Source organism: Acinetobacter sp. ANC_7553 (assembly GCF_056779895.1).
This window is the reverse complement of sequence record NZ_JBWYIV010000007.1, coordinates 147,158-170,127: the sequence shown is the minus strand read 5'-3', so window position 1 is coordinate 170,127 and position 22,970 is coordinate 147,158. Positions and strand designations below refer to the sequence as shown.

At 39.0% G+C, this 22,970-nt stretch carries 19 protein-coding genes and 1 rRNA gene; 12 read left to right on the top strand and 8 right to left on the bottom strand.

The genetic code is table 11. The features are described 5' to 3' along the window. The first annotated feature begins 128 nt into the window (after positions 1-128). From rrf to AC1M9I_RS07495, 5 genes are all read left to right on the top strand, one after another. Positions 129-243: ribosomal RNA gene (gene rrf / locus AC1M9I_RS07515) — 5S ribosomal RNA — on the top strand. 232 nt (positions 244-475) lie between these two features. Further along, complete coding sequence (locus AC1M9I_RS07510; RefSeq protein WP_481610870.1) at positions 476-1,726, top strand: esterase-like activity of phytase family protein; 1,251 nt, start codon at positions 476-478, stop codon at positions 1,724-1,726. A gap of 372 nt (positions 1,727-2,098) precedes the next feature. Continuing rightward, complete coding sequence (locus AC1M9I_RS07505) at positions 2,099-3,448, top strand: aromatic acid/H+ symport family MFS transporter (RefSeq protein ID WP_092767403.1); 1,350 nt, start codon at positions 2,099-2,101, stop codon at positions 3,446-3,448. A gap of 93 nt (positions 3,449-3,541) precedes the next feature. After that, positions 3,542-4,216: a hypothetical protein gene (locus AC1M9I_RS07500; protein ID WP_481594788.1), complete on the top strand. Its 675-nt coding sequence runs from the start codon at positions 3,542-3,544 to the stop codon at positions 4,214-4,216. Positions 4,217-4,272: 56 nt separating this feature from the next. Continuing rightward, positions 4,273-4,584, top strand: a complete 312-nt coding sequence (locus AC1M9I_RS07495; RefSeq protein ID WP_481594787.1) for an ankyrin repeat domain-containing protein — start codon at positions 4,273-4,275, stop codon at positions 4,582-4,584. A gap of 40 nt (positions 4,585-4,624) precedes the next feature. On the opposite strand, the gene AC1M9I_RS07490 is transcribed toward AC1M9I_RS07495, so the two are convergent. Both AC1M9I_RS07490 and AC1M9I_RS07485 read right to left on the bottom strand, forming a co-directional pair. Then, positions 4,625-5,167: a type 1 glutamine amidotransferase domain-containing protein gene (locus AC1M9I_RS07490; RefSeq protein WP_481594786.1), complete on the bottom strand. Its 543-nt coding sequence runs from the start codon at positions 5,165-5,167 to the stop codon at positions 4,625-4,627. A gap of 489 nt (positions 5,168-5,656) precedes the next feature. Beyond that, a complete protein-coding gene (locus tag AC1M9I_RS07485; RefSeq protein WP_481593210.1) occupies positions 5,657-6,682 on the bottom strand; it encodes an alpha/beta fold hydrolase in 1,026 nt (341 codons plus the stop codon). Between the two features lie 326 nt (positions 6,683-7,008). Between AC1M9I_RS07485 and AC1M9I_RS07480 the strand changes: the two genes are divergently transcribed. Both AC1M9I_RS07480 and AC1M9I_RS07475 read left to right on the top strand, forming a co-directional pair. Then, positions 7,009-9,405: a YgiQ family radical SAM protein gene (locus AC1M9I_RS07480; protein WP_481594791.1), complete on the top strand. Its 2,397-nt coding sequence runs from the start codon at positions 7,009-7,011 to the stop codon at positions 9,403-9,405. A gap of 428 nt (positions 9,406-9,833) precedes the next feature. After that, positions 9,834-10,379, top strand: coding sequence for a DUF2726 domain-containing protein (locus AC1M9I_RS07475; RefSeq protein WP_092767397.1), 546 nt, complete (start codon positions 9,834-9,836; stop codon positions 10,377-10,379). A gap of 44 nt (positions 10,380-10,423) precedes the next feature. Here the strand turns inward: AC1M9I_RS07475 and AC1M9I_RS07470 are convergent, their stop codons facing one another. From AC1M9I_RS07470 to mdtD, 5 genes are all read right to left on the bottom strand, one after another. After that, on the bottom strand, positions 10,424-10,777 hold the full coding sequence (locus AC1M9I_RS07470) for a RidA family protein (RefSeq protein ID WP_481589192.1): 354 nt from the start codon (positions 10,775-10,777) through the stop codon (positions 10,424-10,426). Between the two features lie 364 nt (positions 10,778-11,141). Next, on the bottom strand, positions 11,142-12,203 hold the full coding sequence (gene dinB, locus AC1M9I_RS07465) for a DNA polymerase IV (protein WP_481610869.1): 1,062 nt from the start codon (positions 12,201-12,203) through the stop codon (positions 11,142-11,144). 42 nt (positions 12,204-12,245) lie between these two features. Further along, positions 12,246-13,256, bottom strand: a complete 1,011-nt coding sequence (locus tag AC1M9I_RS07460) for an MBL fold metallo-hydrolase (RefSeq protein ID WP_481610868.1) — start codon at positions 13,254-13,256, stop codon at positions 12,246-12,248. Positions 13,257-13,355: 99 nt separating this feature from the next. Then, a complete protein-coding gene (locus AC1M9I_RS07455) occupies positions 13,356-14,120 on the bottom strand; it encodes a glycoside hydrolase family 25 protein (protein WP_481589189.1) in 765 nt (254 codons plus the stop codon). 88 nt (positions 14,121-14,208) lie between these two features. Then, positions 14,209-15,600 carry a multidrug transporter subunit MdtD gene (gene mdtD, locus AC1M9I_RS07450; protein WP_179998909.1) on the bottom strand — a complete coding sequence of 464 codons (1,392 nt, stop codon included), beginning with the start codon at positions 15,598-15,600 and terminating at the stop codon, positions 14,209-14,211. A 163-nt stretch (positions 15,601-15,763) separates the two neighbouring features. Here mdtD and AC1M9I_RS07445 point away from each other — a divergent pair, with 163 nt between their 5' ends. Continuing rightward, positions 15,764-17,605 carry a choice-of-anchor I family protein gene (locus AC1M9I_RS07445; RefSeq protein ID WP_481589188.1) on the top strand — a complete coding sequence of 614 codons (1,842 nt, stop codon included), beginning with the start codon at positions 15,764-15,766 and terminating at the stop codon, positions 17,603-17,605. An 89-nt stretch (positions 17,606-17,694) separates the two neighbouring features. Here the strand turns inward: AC1M9I_RS07445 and AC1M9I_RS07440 are convergent, their stop codons facing one another. Then, a complete protein-coding gene (locus AC1M9I_RS07440; RefSeq protein ID WP_481589187.1) occupies positions 17,695-18,321 on the bottom strand; it encodes an LOG family protein in 627 nt (208 codons plus the stop codon). A 349-nt stretch (positions 18,322-18,670) separates the two neighbouring features. On the opposite strand from AC1M9I_RS07440, the gene AC1M9I_RS07435 reads away from it, so the two are divergent. The 4 genes from AC1M9I_RS07435 to niaP all read left to right on the top strand — a co-directional run bounded on the left by AC1M9I_RS07435 (position 18,671) and on the right by niaP (position 22,949). After that, positions 18,671-20,257: a TerC family protein gene (locus AC1M9I_RS07435; protein WP_035268121.1), complete on the top strand. Its 1,587-nt coding sequence runs from the start codon at positions 18,671-18,673 to the stop codon at positions 20,255-20,257. 51 nt (positions 20,258-20,308) lie between these two features. Beyond that, a complete protein-coding gene (locus AC1M9I_RS07430; RefSeq protein ID WP_481593217.1) occupies positions 20,309-20,779 on the top strand; it encodes a YchJ family protein in 471 nt (156 codons plus the stop codon). A gap of 61 nt (positions 20,780-20,840) precedes the next feature. Then, positions 20,841-21,485, top strand: coding sequence for a trimeric intracellular cation channel family protein (locus tag AC1M9I_RS07425; protein WP_035268119.1), 645 nt, complete (start codon positions 20,841-20,843; stop codon positions 21,483-21,485). A gap of 144 nt (positions 21,486-21,629) precedes the next feature. Further along, a complete protein-coding gene (niaP, locus tag AC1M9I_RS07420) occupies positions 21,630-22,949 on the top strand; it encodes a niacin transporter NiaP (protein ID WP_481593218.1) in 1,320 nt (439 codons plus the stop codon). The last annotated feature ends 21 nt before the right edge of the window (positions 22,950-22,970 follow it).

The window sequence follows — 22,970 nt, the reverse complement described above, 5'->3', positions numbered from 1 at the left end:
TTAGTTAGATAAAACGCTAAACTGCACAAATTAAAGAAACTCAAATAGCTGTTAATAACTTCTTTGACCAAGCAAAGGCACGCAAACAATACATGCGAATAAGACCTAAGCAAAGTCACAACAGTTGTGCTGGCGACAATAGCAAGAGTGAACCACCTGATCCCTTCCCGAACTCAGAAGTGAAACCTCTTAGCGCTGATGGTAGTGTGGGGTTACCCATGTGAGAGTAAGTCATCGCCAGCTCATTATTCTAAACACCCCCTTCAATAGAAGGGGGTGTTTTTTTATGCAGTAAAGAAAAAAATAAAGAATTAAATATAAAGGGAAATGTATCTTAGAACTCACTGATAAAGATTTTTATATAGTGAGGAACTAATAATAAAAGCCTTCATCAAATCTTCATTGATCTGTCAGAGGAATGACACCATCATGCCGTTTAATCATGAGTCCTTAATTAAGTGATACATATGGATTTATGAACAAGACACTTTTAAGCACAGTGCTATTGTCATTTTTAGCCCTTAGCGGTTGTAATGATTCTGATGATAAGATCACCTCAGATCAACAAAATCAAATAAATGAACCTACACTTGTTTCATTTGCAAAGCTTGATGTGGCTACCTATGCCGATGGACCAGATTCAGGACTTTATGTTAAAGGTGCAAATGGTATTTATCCACCATTTAAAGGTCAGCCAGTTCAAGGATTTTCTGGGGCATTAAAAAATGCTGATGGAACGTATCTTGTAATGTCTGATAATGGATTTGGTGCACAAGATAACTCAGCAGACTATCTATTACGTCTTTATAATATTTCAGTAGATTTTAGAACTACTAAGACCAACTCAAATAACGTTAAAGTACTGTCTCATATACAGCTTCGTGATCCGAATAAGTTAGTACCATTCAAAATTGTCAATGAGAGTACGCCAGAACGACTTTTAACAGGTGCTGATTTTGATCCGGAATCTATACAGCGTGATAAAAATGGCGATATTTGGATCGGAGATGAATTCGGTCCATTTTTACTGCATTTTAGTGCTGATGGTGTCTTAAAGAGTGCTCCGATTGCATTGCCTCATCCTGAAAAAGAAGGAGAAGAGCTTCGATCTCCACAAAATCAACTTCATCAAAGTGCGGCTGAAATAGAAAATGCGCTCGTGCAAAGAAGTGGTGGATTTGAAGGTATGGCTATTTCTCTAGATGGTCAATATTTATATCCAATGCTGGAAAAACCATTAAGCAAGAATGCGCAAAGACATTTATTAATTTCAAAATTTGATATTGCTAAAAAAGCGTATACAAATGACCATTACTATTTTGAGCTCGATCCTAAAGCAACAGCAATTGGTGATTTCCAGTTATTTAGTCAAAATGAAGGTGTTGTGATTGAGCGCGATGATTCTGAAAATAATATTGGTGGTTTCAAGAAATTAGTTCGCATACAACTGAATGAACCGAAGAGGTTGGTTAATAAGACTGACTTGGTCAATTTAATGGATATTGCGAATCCAAATCTATTATATGGTACGCCACGTGAGGGCGATATTATGACGGGTGAGCGTTTCGGTTTTCCATTCTTTACCATTGAAGATATTGTGATTGAAGGACCTGATTTAATCACAGTTCTGAATGACAATAATTTCCCGGGTTCGAGTGGACGTAATGCAAAACTTGCAGATGATAATGAAATTATTCAGATTAAATTAGACAAAAAGTTATATTAATTGTTCGAGACCTCATGGATTTTGATCTATGAGGTTTTTTATTAAATTAAGTGAAAAATATCATAATGAAATAAGTAATTTAATAAATTCGTATTTGAGCGAGATATCATCATTACTCACCAATAAAATGATGGAAACACTGATTTTCATAAGTCAAACCAACTTTGGTCTAATGCGATATTTAGATAAAAAACCTAATTTTGATTGGATTTTAGACTAACGTTCAATTTTTATTAACACAGAATTATGTGAAATTTACCTCACAGACTTTAAGCACACAATTTTGATGCGTCGCTCACAACAATTAAATTCAAAGTTGGTTGGATCGTGCTTAAAGATTATTGAAATACGATCTCTCACAGGAGGTGAGGAATGTCACAGCAAGCAATGAACGTCAATAAAATTATTGACCATGCTAAATTCACACCATTTCACTTCAATGTTGTCGCTTGGTGTTTACTCATTATCCTGTTTGATGGTTATGACTTAGCAATTAATGGCGTAGTTTTACCATTATTGATGGATGAATGGGGTTTAAGTGCTGTTCAAGCAGGCATGCTCGCAAGTACTGCACTTGCAGGGATGATGTTTGGCGCAATGATTTTTGGTTCTTTAGCAGATAAGATTGGCCGTAAAAAAGTCATTATGATCTGTATTATTTTATTCAGTGGATTAACCTTTGCGGGTGGTTTTGCATCCAATCCAACTGAGTTCGGTATTTTGCGTTTCTTGGCAGGTTTAGGGATTGGTGGTGTTATGCCAAACCTTGTGGCTTTGACCTCAGAATATGCACCTCAAAAAATGCGTAGCACCTTGGTAACTACTATGTTTAGTGGTTATGCGGTAGGTGGTGTGATGGCTGCATTATTAGGTTCTTGGTTTACACCAAGTTTTGGTTGGGAAATCATGTTCTTTATCGCAGGTATTCCATTACTTTTACTTCCAATTATTTGGAAATTCTTACCTGAGTCTTTAACTTTCATCGTAAAAGAAAATCGTCAGGAAGAAGCTCGTCAAATTGTGGCGAAGATTGAACCTAAAGTAAAAGTTGAGAAAGATACAACTTTCGAGCTTGATCAAGTAGATGAGCCTGAATCGGCAACTGTTGTCAGCTTGTTCCGTCGTGGTCGCGCTGTAAATACATTGTTGTTCTGGGTTGCATTCTTTACATGCTTATTAACCATGTACGCTCTCAGCAGCTGGTTACCGAAATTGATGATGGCTGCGGGCTACTCAATGGATAATAGCTTGATGTTCATGATGGTCATGAATGTTGGTGCGGTAGTGGGGATCGTTGGCGGTGGTATCTTGGCAGACCGTTACCATTTAAAACCTGTATTAATGTTCTTAGGTTTAATGGGTGCGATTGTGATGAGCTTAATGGGCTTCCAGTCGAATATGCTGTTACTTTACATTTTGGTGTTCTTGGCAGGTGCTGCATCGATTGGTTCACAGATGTTGTTATACAGCTACGTAGCTCAGTACTATCCATTGGCAGTTCGTTCAACAGGGATTGGCTGGTCATCTGCGATTGGTCGTATGGGAGCAATTGTTGGTCCAATCTTGATTGGTGGCTTATTAGGGATGAACTTACCAGCGCATTTTAACTTTATGGCAGTAGGTTTACCTGTGTTAATTACCGCAATTGCAGTGGCTCTGATTATGAATGAAAGTGAATCTGAAAAGATTGGTTCAAGTCAGCCAAGTATTGCCAAAGCTTAAATAAATGAATGTTTTAAAAGCCTCCGTAAGGGGGCTTTTTATTTTATTAATATCGAATAAAATAAGATCTAATTTTCAATGATTTAATGATAATTGGATAATACAAAAAAAGGGGTACACTGGTTAATCAGCTTCATAATTTTCTTTGCTGCTTTAGGTTACATCTATGAATTTAGCTATTTTTATGAACTCAATGTAAAAGTTGCGGATGTTTTAAATTTTAGACATTACCTTATGAGTGGTTTTTATCATATTGGTATACCACTAATCTTTATAAGCGCAATAAATCAACTCATTAAATTTTTTAGTAAAGATATAAGTAGAAGTGAGTGGGATGTAATTGAAGAAAGAATTAAAAATGAAGATATAAACTCTGTAATCTGGTTTGCAAGAGGAGGCTTAATACTGGCAGTGATTTTCTGGTTACTTACAAAATATGAAAATCATTTTTTTATGCAGCCTACTATCTTTTCCGCATATCTTTATATATTAATGTGGGTATCTGGTCTTTTTTTGCTTCCTATGCTAAAAGCATCAAAGTCAGCTCTTAGTTCAATAATATTTTGTTTTCTAGTATCTTTGGGATTAGTATTTTCTGCAGCAGGCATAGGCTACAGTAGAACTGATTTACTACGAATAAATACAGAAAACATTATTAGAGACGATGCAATTGTATTAATAAAGAAACTTGATGACGGAACATATCAATGTGTTGCAAAAGATATTAAGTTCCCTAGATTTTTAGAGAAAGTTTTAGAAAATTTTTGAGTAGTTCTAATTTTAAGATTAAGGCAATATATCTTATTCATCAAGAGAGCAAGAAAATGAACTTTAATTCCATCTCCCCACTCCCTGACGATGATAGCGAACTTCATCTTCCTGAACTCATCTATTGGGCTTCATTAGGCGAAATCACAGAAGTTGAAACAGCTTTAAACAACGGAGCTGATGTAAACCAAATTGATGATGAAGGTTATAGCGCACTTCAAGCAGCCGCAGAGAATGGGTACTTAGATGTAGTACAACTGCTAGTCGCAAAAGGTGCAAATGTGGCTTACAAAGGTCAATTTACGGCCTTAGAACTTGCTGAAATGGCAGGCGAGCAAGAAATCGTAGATTACTTAAAAAGTCTGTAAAACATGCAAAATAAAACCCCTAAAAAGGGGTTTTAATCTTTTAAGACTGCGTCAATTCTTTATAAATGGCTTCATTAAATGCAGGAATATCATCAGGGCAACGAGATGTAATGAGCGGCCAGCCGCCAGTATTACAACGATGCACCTCTTCATCAACCCATTTACCGCCTGCATTTTCTAAATCAATTTTTACTGACTTATAAGACGTCAAATTTTTATCTTTGATACGTTGTGCATCAATTAACGTCCAAGGCGCATGACAAATAGCTGCGATTGGTTTTTGATGGTCAGCAAAACTTTGAATCAATTTTTGAACCTGTGGATGAATTCGCAAGTTATCCGCATTCACCGTTCCCCCAGGAATAATCAGGATGTCATAATCGTCTGCGATGACTTCCTCGAAGCTTAAATCAGGTTGAACTTGATCAGAAGGCTCTTGATCCCCAACCACAGTCTGAACAGATTTCTTTTCTTCAGCAGCATGATAGGTTTCAATCCCTTTTGATTTTAAAAATGCTAAGGGTTTGATTAATTCATCTTTTTCAACACCAAAATTTGCAGTAATAAATAAAGCTTTTGCCATGTTCACATCCTCAATCTTTAAAATTTTGTATGTAAGCGGTTTGCTCTAGGCTATTCCGTGTTGTAGGAACAGGATAAGTCGCTTGCACTTTGGAAATTACAGTAAGAGTTGTTGCGTGACACACTTTAAAGCTAACAAATAGAATGCATGAAAGTGTTGTGAAAGCGAAAAAGCATGATGCATAATTGTTTTACAAGCGTGACAACGTGTAGTGTGCTTAAAAAATTTTATGTGTAAGAAAAAGAAAAGCCCATCTTCCTGATGGGCTTTTCTTCGTATCGGCTGCTTTTAGGTATAACTCCTGTCGTACCTCACGTCCTGATGCTCAAACTTATTATTGTTGTTTTTTGTTTGGGAAACTTCCTGTTTCCTGATGGTTTAAGAATAGTCCAGTGTCGTTGATATGCATAGCCGACAATGGAAGAGATGATTGTAGGAAAATGCTTACAAAACAATCTAAGTGATTCATTTATCGTTCAATAGATCAATTTAGCGTTTTATATTTTCACGAATGAATTGATCACTGTATTTTACCAGCTGATCTAATGCAGGTTGCTCAACAGGGTAGTGCCCACCATTTTGTAAACTCATCACACGATAAGGTACTTTCAACTGTGTCAAAACAGGTTGACTCAATTTTAAAGGAGTCCATTGATCCTGTTCAGGTTGAGTCAGTAACACAGGTGCTTGATTAAACTGAGTCAAAGGATATGGTTTTTGGTAATGCATATAGCTGTTTAAAAACTCCACGCTCATACTATTACCTGCAGATGTTTTGTCAGCCAGCATGATGCGTAGGGCTTCAGGGTCATTGGTGAGTTTTGACATCTTTGAGACCAAGGACATAGGTAAGGTGATTTGCTTCAAAGGGGTATGTGCAACTGCTTTCATACTTGGCAAAAGAACAGGGCTTAGAGCACTAAAACGCATGGTTCCTTTTTGAACGTCTTTAAACTCTTGATCGAGAAAGGTCATTCCGATGATGCCATCGACATGTTTATTCTGCATGGCCACATGTAGCGTGAGCATTCCACCTGCTGAGAGTCCGTAAAGGAAAATAGGACGATCATCTTTTTGCGCTTGTTCGTTCACAAAATCATTGACCAATTTCACCCAATGATCATAACGAATTTCTTTTTTTGAAGGATATTGTGTCAGACCATAACCGGGTAAATCCAATGCGAAGGTTTCATATCCTTTTTGGGCAAGTGGACGCCCAAGAATTAAACTCATCTGACGACCATTTGTACCTACGCCATGTAATAAAATGACTTTGGCTGGCGCTTTAGTATTGGGATAAGCATCGACATGTACACGGTAATCATTCCAACTCCAGTAGTACTCATGTGGTTTGTTTTGGTCGTTGATACGAAACTTCAAAGGGAGGCTTTGTTGTAATTGTTGCCAAGCTGCTTGTTGCTGGTAAGACTGTGGAATTTTAGATTGAGTCCAAGCCAAATTAGAAAGTAATAAAGCCATCATAGTGGCAACGGTTGTGAGTATTATTTTGAGCACGCTTAAACGCCTTTCATTTTTTTCAAACACTATAAAAATGAAAAGCAACTTTGTTTATTACCCAAATCATCAGTCGTAAAAGAATTGAGTCAATTGTTAAGCTTAAGTTGCTGAAATTAAATGCATATTATTTTTTGTTTAGATTTGGTTGTATGTTAAATGTACAAAAATAGGTCTTAGGTCATCAGTGATGAATAGAAAATTTAAGCAGTTGTATTTGATTGTTTTTTAATCAAGCAAGTTGAGTTGAATTCATGGTAAAATTATCGGCTTTCATCTTTGATCTAATTTTTGATCTTCCATCTGCCAGCCGAGAATTGCTAGCCATGTCTACTGCTTATACCGCTCAGACTGCGCCAAAAGCGTTGTTTGATTACGACAAATATTGGGCGTCTTGTTTTGAACCCGCGCCTTTTTTGCCGATGTCACGCGAGGAAATGGACCAACTCGGTTGGGATAGTTGTGACTTTATTTTTGTTTGTGGTGATGCTTATATCGATCATCCATCATTTGTAACCGGTATCATTGGCCGTGTGCTTGAAGCGCAAGGTTTCCGTGTTGGTATTATTGCCCAACCAGACTGGACGAATGTTGAAGCATTCCGTGTACTTGGTAAACCAAATATTGCTTGGGGCGTATCGGCAGGTAACATGGACTCTATGATCAACCGTTATACGGCTGACCGTAAGATCCGTTCAGATGATGCTTATTCTCCAGATAACCAACCGAATAAACGTCCTGACCGTGCAGCAACAGTCTATTGTCAACGTTGTCGTGAAGCGTTCCCTGATGTTCCTGTTCTGCTAGGCGGTATCGAAGGTTCATTACGTCGTATCGCGCATTATGACTATTGGTCTGACAAAGTTCGTCGTTCTATTTTAATGGATTCAAAAGCAGATCTATTAATGTATGGTAATGGTGAACGCTCAATCATTGAAGTGATGCACCGTCTAGCCAAAGGCGAAAAAATTACAGACATTACTGATGTTCGTGGTACTGCATTTATTATTAATAAGCATAACCGTGCAGCAAAAGCCAAGTTTGTTGAGATCGCATCAAATGATGTCGATACCATAGGCCGTGTTGATCCAATCATCAATCCATATGTGATGACCGAAGATATTGATGGCTGTGAAATTGAGAAAGACAAAGGCAACAGCTTAACGCAGTATCAGAATTTCCAAAAAGAAGTGGTCAGTAATCCGATTGTTCGTGAAGGCGACAATTTGGATGCAGATACGCAAATCGTGCAGTTACAGCCATCATCTAAGGCGATTAAGCATAAGTTGCCACCACGTGAATTGGCTGTGATTCGTCTACCTTCTTTTGAAGAAGTTGCCAATGATCCTGTGCTGTATGCCCATGCAAACCGTATTTTGCATCTAGAAACCAATCCAGGGAATGCGCGCGCACTCGTGCAGAAGCATGGTGAGCGTGATGTCTGGATTAATCCACCGCCAATTCCATTAACCACAGAAGAAATGGATTATGTGTTCGACTTGCCTTATGCACGTCTACCACATCCATCTTATGGCGATGCGCGTTTCCCAGCGTTTGACATGATCAAGTTCTCTGTGAACATCATGCGTGGTTGTTTCGGTGGTTGTACCTTCTGTTCGATTACGGAGCATGAAGGTCGAATTATTCAAAACCGTTCTGAAGAATCGATCTTACGTGAAGTTGAAAAGATTCGTGATACGGCGCCGGGCTTTACAGGCATTATTTCGGACTTAGGTGGTCCAACAGCCAATATGTATCATTTGGCATGTAAAGATCCAGAAATTGAAAAGAACTGTCGTAAGCCATCGTGCGTGTTCCCGGGTGTTTGTCAAAACTTGCATACTGATCACGCACCTCTTACGCAGTTATATCGTAAAGCTCGTGCTTTACCAGGTATTAAAAAGATTTTGATCGGTTCGGGTCTACGTTATGACCTTGCAGTATTGAACCCTGAATATGTCAAAGAATTAGTCACGCATCATGTCGGTGGCTACTTAAAGATTGCACCTGAACATACCGAAAAAGGCCCTCTCAATAAAATGATGAAGCCGGGTATTGGGACGTATGACCGCTTTAAGCAAATGTTTGATCGTTTTAGTAAAGAAGCAGGTAAGGAACAATATCTTATTCCTTACTTTATTGCGGCGCATCCGGGTACAACCGATTACGACATGATGAACCTTGCAATTTGGTTGAAAAAGAATGGTTTCCGTGCTGACCAAGTACAAACCTTCTATCCATCACCAATGGCAACTGCGACCACCATGTACTACACCGGTAAAAATCCGCTTGCGAAAGTGGCACGTTATACTGAAGATGTCGACATTGTAAAAGGTGAAAAACGCCGCCGTTTACATAAAGCTTTCTTACGTTACCATGATCCAAATAACTGGCCTTTACTGCGTGAAGCTTTGAAAGAAATGGGTCGTCAGGACTTAATTGGTAATTCTAAGCAACATTTGATTCCGACGTATCAGCCTCAGGGCACGGATGGTCAATATCAATCTGCACGTAAGAAAAATTCAACTGTTGCAGGTGATTCACAAAAACGTACGGGTCAAACCGCTAATCGTGGTCAATCACAAGGACAAAATAATCGTCCGAAGAAAGGCCAAATCTTGACACAGCACACTGGTTTGCCACCACGTGAGACTGGAGATCGCAAAAAACCTTTTGGCGAGGGGAAACCTAAGGGTAAATCCAAACCCAAGTCTCGTGCATAAATGATAATTTCTTTCAAAAGGACGCTGCGGCGTCCTTTTTTGAACATTTTCTATACAATATTTTCGATGATGCTCATTTTATCGGAATATTGGGCTTGATTTGGGTAAGTCTCTTTTTTATTTTAAAATAATCATTTAAATTAGTGGTTTAGTGAGGTTTTGAGTTTTTCATTTCAGGTGATATTGTATTATCTTCAAATGAAATTTTCATCATTGTCCAACAATTATGTAATAGTGTGATGTGGTTCATGTTTTAAACTATAGCCAATAAGTGCAGAACATGTTTAATATAAGCTTGGTCTGGAGCGCTTTTCACTTGGACTATGCGATGTTTAACATCAGCATAATGAAACAATAATAAAAGTTGTGTTTTTTGAAGTAGTTTAAAAAAGAAATTAACGATAAGAATTCAAATAAGGATACTAGTCATGGATATCATGATCATCGCGAGTGTGATCATACTCGCTGTGGTGTTGTTCATTGCTTATAAAGGATTAAAGCATCAACAACCCTCTGATAGCATGCTCCGTCAAAGAGCAGTGTTTAGCCCCTATCAGCAAGTAACTTTCAATCGTCTTAAAGAAATCATGCCAAATGCGCATATTTTGGCACATGTCTCTTTTGACGCCTTACTGACCACAAAGTTACCGCGTACACGCCGTAAATATGAGTCAATGTTTGCTGATTTTGTGGTGATGAATAAGGATTGTAAAGTTCTTGCCATTGTCAGTTTAGAAGATAAATTTTCATTCAAGCGTGGACATACTTTACAGTTTCAAAATGCATTACTTGAAACCGCGGGATACAAAGTGATCTCTTACCATGCTGTCCCAGAATATGTGCAGTTAAGACGTGATTTTTTGGATGAATACACTGAGGATATGCCAATTGAATGGGGAGATGAATCCGTGATTGAGCATAAATTAGAAAAGTATAGTGCTGGGCGATTGGCAGATATTCGCGCATTTAGCTAATCATCTTTGAAATAAAAAAGCATGCTCAGGCATGCTTTTTTTTATCAAGGTTTCGCGGCAATTACCGTTAGCTCAACAAGAACATCGGGATGATACAGTTTAGCCTCTACGCATGTACGCGGTAGAGCTTGAATATCAGAAACCCATGCATCCCAAACTTCATTGAATGCTGCATAATCTTTTTCAATATCTTTTAGATAAATTGTCACAGACATGATATGGCTTTTATCTGTACCTGCTTCAGCCAATAAACGGTCAATAATGTCAAAGGTTTGTTGTGACTGTCCACGAATGTCGAGCGACGTGTCTTCTGCTAACTGACCTGCCAGATGAACGAAGTGACCAAAAATAGCGACCTCAGAAAAACGTTTTTGAACGTGTAAACGTTGAACAGACATAAAACTCATCCCTTATAGATATAAATATAGATTATGAAACGCAGTATAGGATTCAGAAAGTATAGGGGAATTGGAACTATGAATTCGGTTTAATTGCTGTATCTCTGAAAGTTTATTTTTATGGGAGGAGATCAGAAATATTTGGAGGAAAAAGACATTGTACCCATTCAGATTAGAGTGCCCTGTAATATTCGGATGGATTGTCACGCCAATCACAGGACAAATGTGTTAGATATAGGTCTTCTAACAACATCTCAGCAGACACATGGGTAAATGTATTGCGCGATTAGATTACTCTAAAAAGGAAAAAAAGGCGAAAAAAATTGACTTAATTTTGTTCTTTTGCATGAAAACTAGACGAAATTTACAATCCGAATAAATTGAGTTGCGTGTCTTGTTGTTTTTCTGAAAGTTGATACACCCCAACACCAATGAGTCTAAACTGATATTCATCAGGAATATTCATTTTCATTAACAATAATTTGAGTGCCAGTTGCAAATCCTCTATGTGATTGAAAGGTTGTTTAAAGCTTTTAGAGTGTTGTAAAACTTGAAAATTTTTAAGTTTGAGTTTGACGCTGATACCTCTAGCGATCATTTCCTTGTTTTGAAGGTTTTGCCAAACACGAGAAAGCAGTGAAGTCCAAAATTGATCACATTGGTTTAAAAAAAGATCTTCATCAAACGTGGTTTCTTTAGAAATTTGCTGTCTTTGGCGTTCGCTTTGAACAGGTCGCTCATCAATCCCTTGAGCATAGAGAAATAATTGTTTGCCATATTTTCCGAAATGATGAGTGAGAAATTTTTCTTCCACCTGCTGTAAATCCCCAAGTGTTTCGAGTTGCAAAGCTTTTAATTTTTCCTGTGTGACCTTTCCTACACCAGGGATTTTTTTGAGTGGAAGATCATAGATAAACTGTTGCACCTGATTGGGTTTGATCACACAAATGCCATTCGGTTTATTCCAATCAGATGCAATTTTGGCTAAAAACTTATTTGGTGCAACGCCTGCTGAGGCGGTCAATCCAGTAAGCTGAAATATTTCATCACGAATATGCATCGCAACTTCAGTAGCGCTTGGGATCTGCTGTAAATTTTCAGTGACATCCAGATATGCTTCATCCAGCGATAAGGGTTCGATGATGCTGGTATATTTTTGAAATATCTCATGAATTTGGGCTGACACATGTTGGTATTTAGAAAAATTTGGCTCAATGACGATCACTTGTGGGCAAAGTTTTTTGGCTTGTGTCATCGACATGGCCGAACGTAAGTCATACTCACGAGCTGGGTATGATGCTGCTGCAACGACGGCCCGTGGGTGATGAGATGCAATGACCACAGGTAAGTGTTGTAATTCTGGACGCTCTCTAAGCTCCACAGAAGCGTAAAAAGCATCCATATCGATATGAATTATCTTTCGCAAAATGTTCAATCAATCATGAGATGCCTTAATTTTAACCCATAATTAAGGCATCGTTGAGCTGATTATTGGGTATGCGTAAGGCTCCGTCAGTAAAGTCACCTTTCGACCTTGATGCTGTGCATGATCAATCACGAGTTGTAGGCTTTTCGGAGAATGATCTGCTATTCGTGGTAGAAACTCTAAAGGTTGTGAAAGTGGTTTAAAGAAATTGTCCCAATGAATTGGTATGACTTCTTTCGGTTGTAACTGATCAATGGTTTCAGCGAGATACTGTTGTTGAAACTCGGGTGATTGTTTTGAAAGCTGAGCAATTCCTAAAAACAAGACATCTACATTTAACTTCTGAAATTGATTAGGAAGTGCACCTGTGCTGGCTTTAACTAAAATTTTGTGATTATTGTGCTCAATCAAGTAGTCAAAGCTACCGCCTTCTTTAAACTCATAAAAACGTGCTGGCTGAGGCAGTGGATGCAGAATCTCTTCACCTAAATCATTGTTCACTGCTGTAGGTGGCGTATGTTGTGAGGGAATCGGCGTAATACGAAATGCACCCAATTGTAGTGCTTGAAAAGGCACAGCCAGTTTCAATTGATGCTCAGGCACTTTGCCGCCTCGTGCTATATTTAATGTACTCAACGAACCAATGATGTGAGTTTTGGGGAGTGAACTTCCGAGTACTGAGATATCCAAAGCATGATCATAGTGACTGTGGGTCACCAATATGGCTTTGAGGCGTTTAAGCTCATGGTCCTGAATCATATTGTGAAGCAGTGTTTGATCACTGGAAAGGCGTTGTAAAGCAATGGTCATGAGAGACGGTCGACTAAAAAAACCATCAATTAGAATTTGTGAATTACCATCATCAAATAGCAATGTGGAAACGCCAAAAAAACGAACATTTAATTTTTGTTCACTGACGGGTTGGTCTATTTTAGCCTTCCATTGATTAAATTCGGAGAGCTTTCCTGATGGTTGCCATAAATAAAAAAACGCAGCCATGAGCGTGACAGCCAAAAGACTAACCACCGTTAAAATCCCTTTTTTAAGCGACATCATGTCATCCTTATAAAGCGTAACTCGCTTGCTTGAGCCAAGTTGCACTCTATTTTTTAGTTAGATCTCTTTAGTTGTAACGTACTGACTGCTTAAGATTTATGGCTCAATTTGATTTAATTTTAGAAATTTTATCCAGTCGTTTTGATCGCCATTAAATACATTCAAATCCACTGGTGTAGAAATACCCTTAATTTTACCTTTATTGGTGTATTGCCAAAAGATCCAATCTGGATTGTCTTTTAATTCAGGTTGAGAGGTGTATTCACGTACCCAGAGTGGGGTATTCGTAAAAGCACCCGCAAGTACGATGTTATAGAAGGCTTTAGAAACATAAAAGATAGGTTGTTTGCCATAATGTTGATGCAGCAAATCGTGCATAACATCGATTTCATGTAACAGTTGTTCTTTGCTATAGGTATTGATGCAATTGCTGTCGTATTCCAAATCAATGACTGGGGGAAGGGCATCTTCTTTACGTGGCACAGAATCAATGAAATTTAATGCCTGAACTTTTCCATCACGGCAAAGTCGATAGAAATGATACGCTCCGACTTTAAAACCATGCTCGCGTGCTTTAAGCCAATGATCCTGAAATTTTCGATCTTTAAAGTCGCCACCTTCTGTTGCTTTGAGGTAGACAAATTGATATTCCTTTTTTGGAATTTGCGACCAGCGAATCTCTTTTTGATGATGTGAGACATCAAATCCTTTGATTGGATACTCTTGAGCTGTTGCTGGTTGAAACGGCAAAAAGAAAAAGCTCAATAATCCGACCATGAGTGCGATCAGGGCTGCACCTAAAAGGGAGGTCCACAAGATAATCTTCTGCGAATAGATATGCTGCTTATTTTTTGAATTCATGAGCACTTAAAGATTGGTGCGAAATATGATTAATATCATAACGCGAATAAACGTAAATGATAGCGACAGTATCTAGAATCCATATTCATTAGTCATCATCCATTTCTTTCGGAATTTTCCAAAAAATAAACATGGTAATAATATTAATTGAGCCCATTAAAATTAATGTCCATTGGAAGGCCTGTTGCATTTGTGCAGTACCAAGATAAGCGGTGAATACATTGACCAGTGTACCTGCAAGCGCTACACCAATACTCATGGACACCATCATAATCATCGAGAGAAAACTGTTACCACTACTAGCATCTTGTTGAGGCAAATCCTTTAAGGTTAGCGTATTCATAGAAACAAATTGCAGTGAGTTCAACATACCAAAAATGAAGAAATGTAATGTTCTTAGCCATAAAGGTGTTTCGGCTGAGGTGAGGGCAAAACTTGCAATACATAAGCCAATAAGGCAGGTATTGACTAATAACACCCGACGATACCCAAATCGTTGAATAATTTGGCGAATGATCGGTTTTGATGCCAGTGAACCCAATACCGTTGGAATCATAAGTAAACCGGTAATAAATGGTTCAAAACCAAAAGCAACTTGTAGCATTAAGGGGATAAGAAAAGGCATCGCATTGCCGCCTAAGCGGGCAAAAAAGTTGCCTACAATACCAATCGCGAAAATTTGATTTTTGAATAGTTTCCCACGAAATAGAGCATTTTGGTGGGTATGGGCATGCACCATGTACCAAGCACTTGCAGATAAACCAAACACAATAAGAACAATACTCCACCATAGTGGAAGATAGGGGCTAGCAAAATTTTCAATCCCTAAACTTAAGCCAACCATCGCGATGACTAATAACAAGAAGCCAAAAAAATCAAATTTAGCAACATGGGTCTCGGTCACATTTGGCATGGCTTTAAATGTGAGAAAAACTCCAATGAGTCCAATAGGAATATTAATTAAGAAAATCCACTCCCAAGTCACGTACTCCACTAGCCATCCGCCAAGAGTAGGACCGATTAAGGGGCCAATCAGACCTGCAAGACTCATCAGAGACATGGCTGCAAGGAATTGGGTTCTAGGAATGATTTTCAACATTGCAAGACGCCCAACTGGAAGCAGTAAAGCACCTCCAATCCCTTGAATCACTCGGAAAAATAAAAGCTCATTTAAATTAGAAGAAAATGCACATCCGAGCGATGCCAAAGTGAAAATGATAATTGCAGAAAAATAAACATTTCGGACACCAAATCGGTCAGCCAGCCAACCACTGAGTGGAATACAGGCTGCGACTGACAATACATAAGCCACCACGACACTATGCATGTGTAGAGGATCTTCATTGAGGTGATGAGCGATTGCAGGAATCGCAGTATTGATGATAGTTGTGTCTAGACCTTGCATAAAAAAGCCGATCGAAACCAAAAACACCAATAATCTAAACTCAGGCTGTAAGGGTTGGTGTGCTGTGCTGCTCATCTTGTAGGATCATATTAGTAAGTTAATATTTTAAAACAGTTTCTCAGTATCACTTGTGGTTTATTTACGAAGGATTTGCAACAAAATTGCAATCTAATGGTCACAGCATTGTCATCGCATGGTCATAGAGTTGTTGCCAACAACATCATAAGACGATTAAAAAATGAAGCTAAAGTCTAACGCACTTGTGATCGCAATGTGTGCATTGGGGCTAGGGGCATGCAATGATGACACTAACAATATCACATCAGTACCAGATATTACGCCTGAATCGATTGAACTCACCTATCTCAGTCGTACAGACAGTCGTGGTTTTGCGGTCAGCGCAGCAGAGATACCTGCCTATGATGCACAAAGCCAAAGATTGTTTGTTGTAAACGCAAAAGAAGGCGTGGTTGATATTTTTGATTATCGCCAACCTCAGCAACCTAAATGGATTGGCTCTTTAGATGCTAAATCATATTTAACAGACTCAGAAGTAAATAGTGTTGCTGTAAAAAATGGAATTGTTGCCTTGGCTGTACAAGCCAAAGATAAAACAGATCCAGGAATCGTGGCACTTTTTAATGCCAATGATTCGAGCTTTATTGCCCAAGTTCCAGTGGGTTCTCTACCCGATATGCTGACCTTTAGTGCAGATGGTAAAACCTTATTGGTGGCGAATGAAGGAGAGCCATCTCATGATTATGCGATTGATCCCGAAGGTTCGATTTCAATCATTGATCTCTCAAATTTGAACAAACCAGTTGCAAAAACAGCTGACTTCAAAGCCTTTAACAGTCAAGCACAGCTATTACGTAATCAAGGTGTGCGAATTTATGGTCCAAATGCAACAGTAGCGCAAGATTTTGAACCTGAATACATCACACTCAGCGCAGATGGCAAAATTGCATGGGTCGCATTACAGGAAAATAATGCCTTAGCTAAGGTGGATGTTTTAAATGCCAAAGTCATGGCTGTTTATCCGCTCGGTTTTAAAGATCATGGCTTACAAGGTCATGGTTTAGATGTCAGTGATGCCGATGGTGAAAATGGTCTTGCGAAGATCAATATTCAAACTTGGCAGCATGTTCGTGGCTTATATATGCCAGATGCGATCTCAAGTTACGAAGTCAATGGTAAAACGTATATTGTCACTGCCAATGAAGGGGATGCTCGTGCTTGGGGTGAAGATGATCCTGAATATTGGGGAGAAAAATTAAAGGATAATCCGAGTGCTCAAGGTAATATTAAAAAGGGTTTTGTTGAAGAATGGCGTGTGAAGCATCTAGTCCATAAAGATGGTTTCGATAGACGACAAGGGGAAGATCTGCCACCACAATTAAGAGCACTGGCGAAAGGTGCTGAATTGAATCCTCTGCATTTTGCATATTGTGGAGCGATCGATGGAGATGCTAAAGGATGCCGTGAAGACAAGATGCTTGGTCGTTTGAATATCACTTGGACTGAAGGTTATCAAAAGAATACTAATGGCACACCTAAACTCAATGCTCGAGGCAATTTGGTTTATGATCATTTATATAGCTTCGGGGCACGATCTGTCAGTATTTGGACAGAAAATGATGCACAAACAGGATTAGAGCTGGTTTGGGATTCGGGTGATGATTTTGAACAATATATTGCTCAGCACCATCCTGAGATCTTTAATGCAAACCATGAAGAAGCAGGGATCGATAATCGTAGTGACAATAAAGGCCCAGAGCCAGAAGGCGTGGTGATAGGTCAAATCGGTCAGAAAACTTATGCATTTATTGGTTTAGAACGAGCTGGAGGCGTGATGGTATATGACATCTCCAATCCTGCCCAACCCCAATTTGTGCAATATATTCATTCACGAAAACTTGATGCAACCACTGCCGATATCGAGGCAGGTCAGGCAGGAGACTTAGGTCCTGAAGGATTAACCTTTGTTTCAGCAAAAGAATCTCCAACGGGTATGCCTTTACTGATTGTAGGGAATGAAGTCAGTGGTACTACAGCAACGTATCAGATCACGTTGAAATAGAGCCTGATCGTGTAGATGTATGATAAAAGAGCCATATGGCTCTTTTATTTTTTACTCGTCATGCGTAATGCTTTAAAGTCTTGTTGAATTTAGACCACGAATTGTTCAGGGCATTTCAAGTTTGCGATGGCATTGATGATTTGATGTGAATGCTCGCATACGATGATTTTTGCACGATGTTGAGCAGGTAGAAAACCTTCTTGTACTGCATGATCGAGTTGTGCAATCAAGGCATTATAGAATCCATTGACGTTATAAATAATCATTGGTTTTTGGTGTTGATTTAACTGTCCCCAAGTTGCGATTTCTAAGATTTCTTCAAATGTACCTAAACCTCCCGGGAGCGCAACAAAAGCACTAGCACGTTCAGCCATCATGGCTTTGCGTTCATGCATTGTTCTTACCACGTGAAGTTCTGTTAACTGATTATGGGCAACCTCGTAATCAAGCATAAATTCAGGAATAACACCAACAACTTCACCATGGTTTTCAATGACTGTATCTGCGACTTGTCCCATTAATCCGATACTTGCACCACCATATACGATGCCAAATCCTTGCCTTGCAATTTTTTCAGCCAAAGCAATGGCTTTTTGTTGGTAAATAGGATTATTGCCAAAACGAGAACCACAATAAAGTGCAATAAGGCATTGAGTTGCTTTTGATTTAACTGATGTATCGGTCTCTAAGGTGTTATTAAGAATGCTTGTATTCATATTTATTTACTCACCTTTTTTAAATTAACTTCATCATGTAGTTTAATCTAAGCAAGAAAGGTGACAACTGTATAGATAAATAAGATTTTTTTGAAATATTTTGTAGTTTCATTCCAAAATGATTGATAAAGCCAATCTTGATTCACCGAAAAAATAGTGAATTGCAATAAAATCTTTTCTATACTGAAAATCTGTTCGGCAACCAATACATCAATATGAGTAGTGATCGACATCGCTCAATAGAACAAAATATTATTTATTTTCTAAATTTAAATACTGCATTTATAACTTTGCCTCATCACTTTGGTTTAAATGAATCCCATCTTCCTGAAACGTGGGAGTGTAACTCATGATTTTTGAATGGATGTCTGATCCTTCCGCATGGGTGGGACTCTTAACTTTAATTATTTTAGAAATTGTTCTCGGGATTGATAATCTCGTCTTTATCGCGATTTTGGCGGAAAAACTGCCGCCTGAGCAACGCAATAAAGCCAGAATTTTAGGCTTAACGCTCGCGCTTGGCATGCGCCTAATCCTTTTGGCGTCAATCGCTTGGATTATCACGTTAACGAATCCATTATTCCATATCTTTGATCATCCGTTTTCAGCCCGAGATCTTATTTTGATTTTTGGCGGTATTTTCTTGTTAATGAAGGGAACTTTAGAACTACATGAACGTCTAGAAAGTAAAGTTCATGTTAAAGAAGAAAATCCTGTTCATGCTGCATTTTGGATGGTCATTGTACAGATCGTGGTATTGGATGCAGTGTTCTCACTCGACAGTGTGATTACAGCAGTCGGTATGGTCAAAGATCTTTCGGTCATGATGATCGCCGTAATTATTGCGATAGGAATCATGCTATGGGCCTCTAAAGCCCTCATGGACTTTGTGAATAAGCATCCAACTGTGGTGATTCTGTGTCTATGTTTCTTGATGATGATCGGTTTCTCATTGGTTGTCGAAGGCCTAGGCTTCCACATTCCGAAGGGTTATCTATACGCTGCAATTGGTTTCTCTGTCCTGATTGAGTTTTTAAATCAATTGATGCGCCGTAACCAAGAAAAAACGGTAACAACGACTGATTTACGTTTCAAAACAGCATCTGCCGTCATTCGTATGCTTGGTGGTAAGTCAAAAACGGCAGATGCTCAATCGGCAAATACGGATGATGTTTTGGCTACCCAAGCGTTGGTAGAGGAAATGTTCTCGGATGAGAATGCTGTATACCAAAGCGTGATGTTGCAAGGAGTATTAGGTTTATCTGAGCGACCAGTCAAATCATTAATGACCCCACGTCCAGAACTCGAATGGATCGATTTAGATGACGATCCTGAAAGTATTAAACATCAAGTGCTTTCTATGAAACATTCACGTTTGATCGTTGCACATGGCGAGCTAGACAATATTGCTGGGGTGGTGCTCACGCATAACGTTTTGAATGACTATATTGAATCAGGCGATTTTAATTTCGAAAAACACATTCGAGAGCCTGTCATTGTCCATGAAAGCGCTCAAGTCTTAATGGTGATGGATCAATTGCGTCAGGCACCCTTACAAATGGCGATTGTGCTCAATGAATATGGTTCCATTGAGGGTATTGCAACACCGATTGATATTTTAGAAGCGATTGCCGGTGAGTTCCCGAACGAAAATGAAATAGAAACTGCAGTTGAAAGCTTAGAGGATGGTTCACTCATGCTCGAGGGTTCAACTGATATTCGTCATATTTCATTATTGCTTGATCGTGATTTAGTTGATGAGTCAGAACAGTATTCTACGCTGTCTGGTTATATCTTATTCCATTTAGGACATTTACCTGAAAATGGAGAAACCTTTGAAGCAGAAGGATATCTATTTGAGGTGGTTACAATGGATGGTCATAAAATCGAAAAAGTACATATTGTACCCATCGTAAAACAAGACCCATCAGAATGATTTAAACTCAGTTAAAATAGCATCTGATTAGGTGCTATTTTTTTTGGAATATTGATGTCCGAACTCAATTGTCCTTGCGGGCGTGGAATTTATACACACTGTTGTGAACCTTTACATCGTGGTCAGCGTGATGCAGAAAGTGCTGAACAGCTCATGCGTTCTCGCTATAGTGCATTCGCTAAACATGAAATCGACTATATTGTGAGTACCACAGCATCAGGTCAGCAAAGTCATTTAGACATTGCTGCCATTCGGGATTGGGCGATGAGCAATCAGTGGTTAAAATTAGAGGTTATTCAGCATTTACCTCGTCTGGATAAAACCCATGCTCAAGTTGAATTCAAAGCACATTACCAACATGTCGATCAGGTACATGTCCATCATGAAACCTCAAATTTCGTATTCATCAATAGACAGTGGCATTTTTTAGACCCAACGACAGATCAAACTGTGACGATGAAGCAGCCTTGTATTTGTGGATCAGGAAAAAAATTTAAGCAATGTTGTGCGCGATTTCTCTAGAATTAATTTTTAATTAACTTAGAATATTGCGCATTAAAAACCCTCATTTGGAAGTAGGGCAATGTTACTCACCGTTATTTATATTATTGCGATTACTGCGGAAGCGATGACAGGCGCCTTGTCTGCAGGTCGACGAAGTATGGATTGGTTTGGTGTCATTATTATTGCCTGTGTGACTGCTTTGGGCGGAGGATCAGTTCGTGATGTTTTGCTAGGGCACTATCCTTTAACTTGGGTGAAACATCCTGAATATCTAGTACTTACATGTTGTGCAGCATTATTTACGATTTTTATCGCAAAATGGATGCGACATCTACGTTCGGTATTCTTACTTCTAGATGCCTTAGGTCTGATAGGTTTTACCATTATTGGTTGTCAAATTGCGATTCAAATGGAACAGGGTTTCGTGGTTTGTGCAGTGGCAGGTGTATTGACAGGCGTTTCAGGGGGTATTTTACGAGATATCTTATGTAACGATGTGCCTTTAGTCTTCCGTCGCGAACTTTATGCCAGTATTTCTTTTGTTGCGGTCATTTTCTATTGGGGCTGTATCGAAGTCGGTTTTTCACAAGATATCACCATTATTTCTACTCTTGTTTTTGGTTTCACATTGCGTTGTATCGCAATTTACTTTGGCCTTGAAATGCCAAAATTTATTTATAAAGATGATGATGAACAGTCGGCGTCATCAAAAGATGTAAATTAAACTTTTTACACTCATCTTTCAAAATGGCCGATAATGTGATCGGTCATTTTTATATGGTTCTTTAGAAAATAAAAAAAAAGCAGTGTTGAGAAAACAGCGATTGTCATTGGTTGTATTTAAATCACTCCTCACAGAGAGCATGCTATGGATTTAATCTCACGAATACAGCGTTTACCTATTGGTAAATTTCACTACACCTTGTTGTGGGTGATTGGATTAGGCTGGATGTTTGATGCAATGGATACTGGACTAATTTCCTTTATCTTGGCGAAGATGGCTGAAGACTGGCAAATGACGCCTGCTGAAAAAGGTTGGGTTGTATCCATCGGCTTTGTGGGAATGGCGATAGGTGCAGTATTCTCTGGTGGACTGGCGGATCGAATCGGGCGTAAAGCAGTATTTGCTACAACTTTGGTCATCTATAGTATAGCAACAGCTCTTTGTGCTTTCGCACCAAATTTAACATGGTTATTAATCTTTAGATTTATTGTAGGTTTAGGCTTAGGCGGACAGTTACCAGTTGCCGTGACTTTAGTGAGTGAATACATTCCAGCCCATGTTCGTGGTCGCTTTATTGTGTTACTTGAAAGCTTCTGGGGGCTAGGCTGGTTATGTGCTGCACTGGTTTCGTATTTCGTCATCCCTAAATTTGATTGGCATGTTGTATTTTTATTGGGTGGTTTGCCTGCACTTTATGTCTTCGTTATTCTAAAAAAAGTTCCGGAATCTATTCCTTACTTGATCAATCGAGGTCGTATTGATCAAGCGCACGCGATTGTACAAAAAATCGAGCGGCAGTGTGGTGTTGAAGTCATCGACAAAATTGAAGTGAAACCAGTTTCAACACATTCAAATGTCAGTTTTGGTCAGTTATGGTCAACCGGTTTCGCAAAGCGCAGTTTAATGTTGTGGTTAATTTGGTTTGGGATTGTTTATTCGTATTACGGTATTTTCACGTGGTTACCAAGTCTTTTAGTCAAAGAGGGATATACCATTGTGCAGTCTTTTGAATATGTTCTCGGGATGATTTTAGCACAATTGCCAGGTTATATTGTCGCGGCATGGCTCGTCGAAAAGTTAGGGCGTAAAGCGACGCTTTCAGGCTTTATTGCAATGTGTGCAGTATCAGCATATTTCTTTGGGCAGGCTGATACCGTAGCGATGATCATGTTCTGGGGATGCTTGATGTCATTCTTTAATCTTGGTGCATGGGGCGTTTTATATACCTACACGCCTGAACAATATCCTGCAAATATTCGTGCTTTCGGATCAGGTTGGGCAGCAGCAATTGGGCGTATTGGTGGGATTGTTGCACCTTTAGTGGTTACCCATATGATGGTGGCTTCAAATGGATTTAGCCAAGTATTTATGATGTTTACCGCTGTATTATTGGCAGTTGCAGCCGTGATCTTGGTGCTCGGTGAGGAAACCAAAGGTAAGACACTTGAGTCTATGGGGATGTAAATCTGTGAAAAAAGAGGAGCT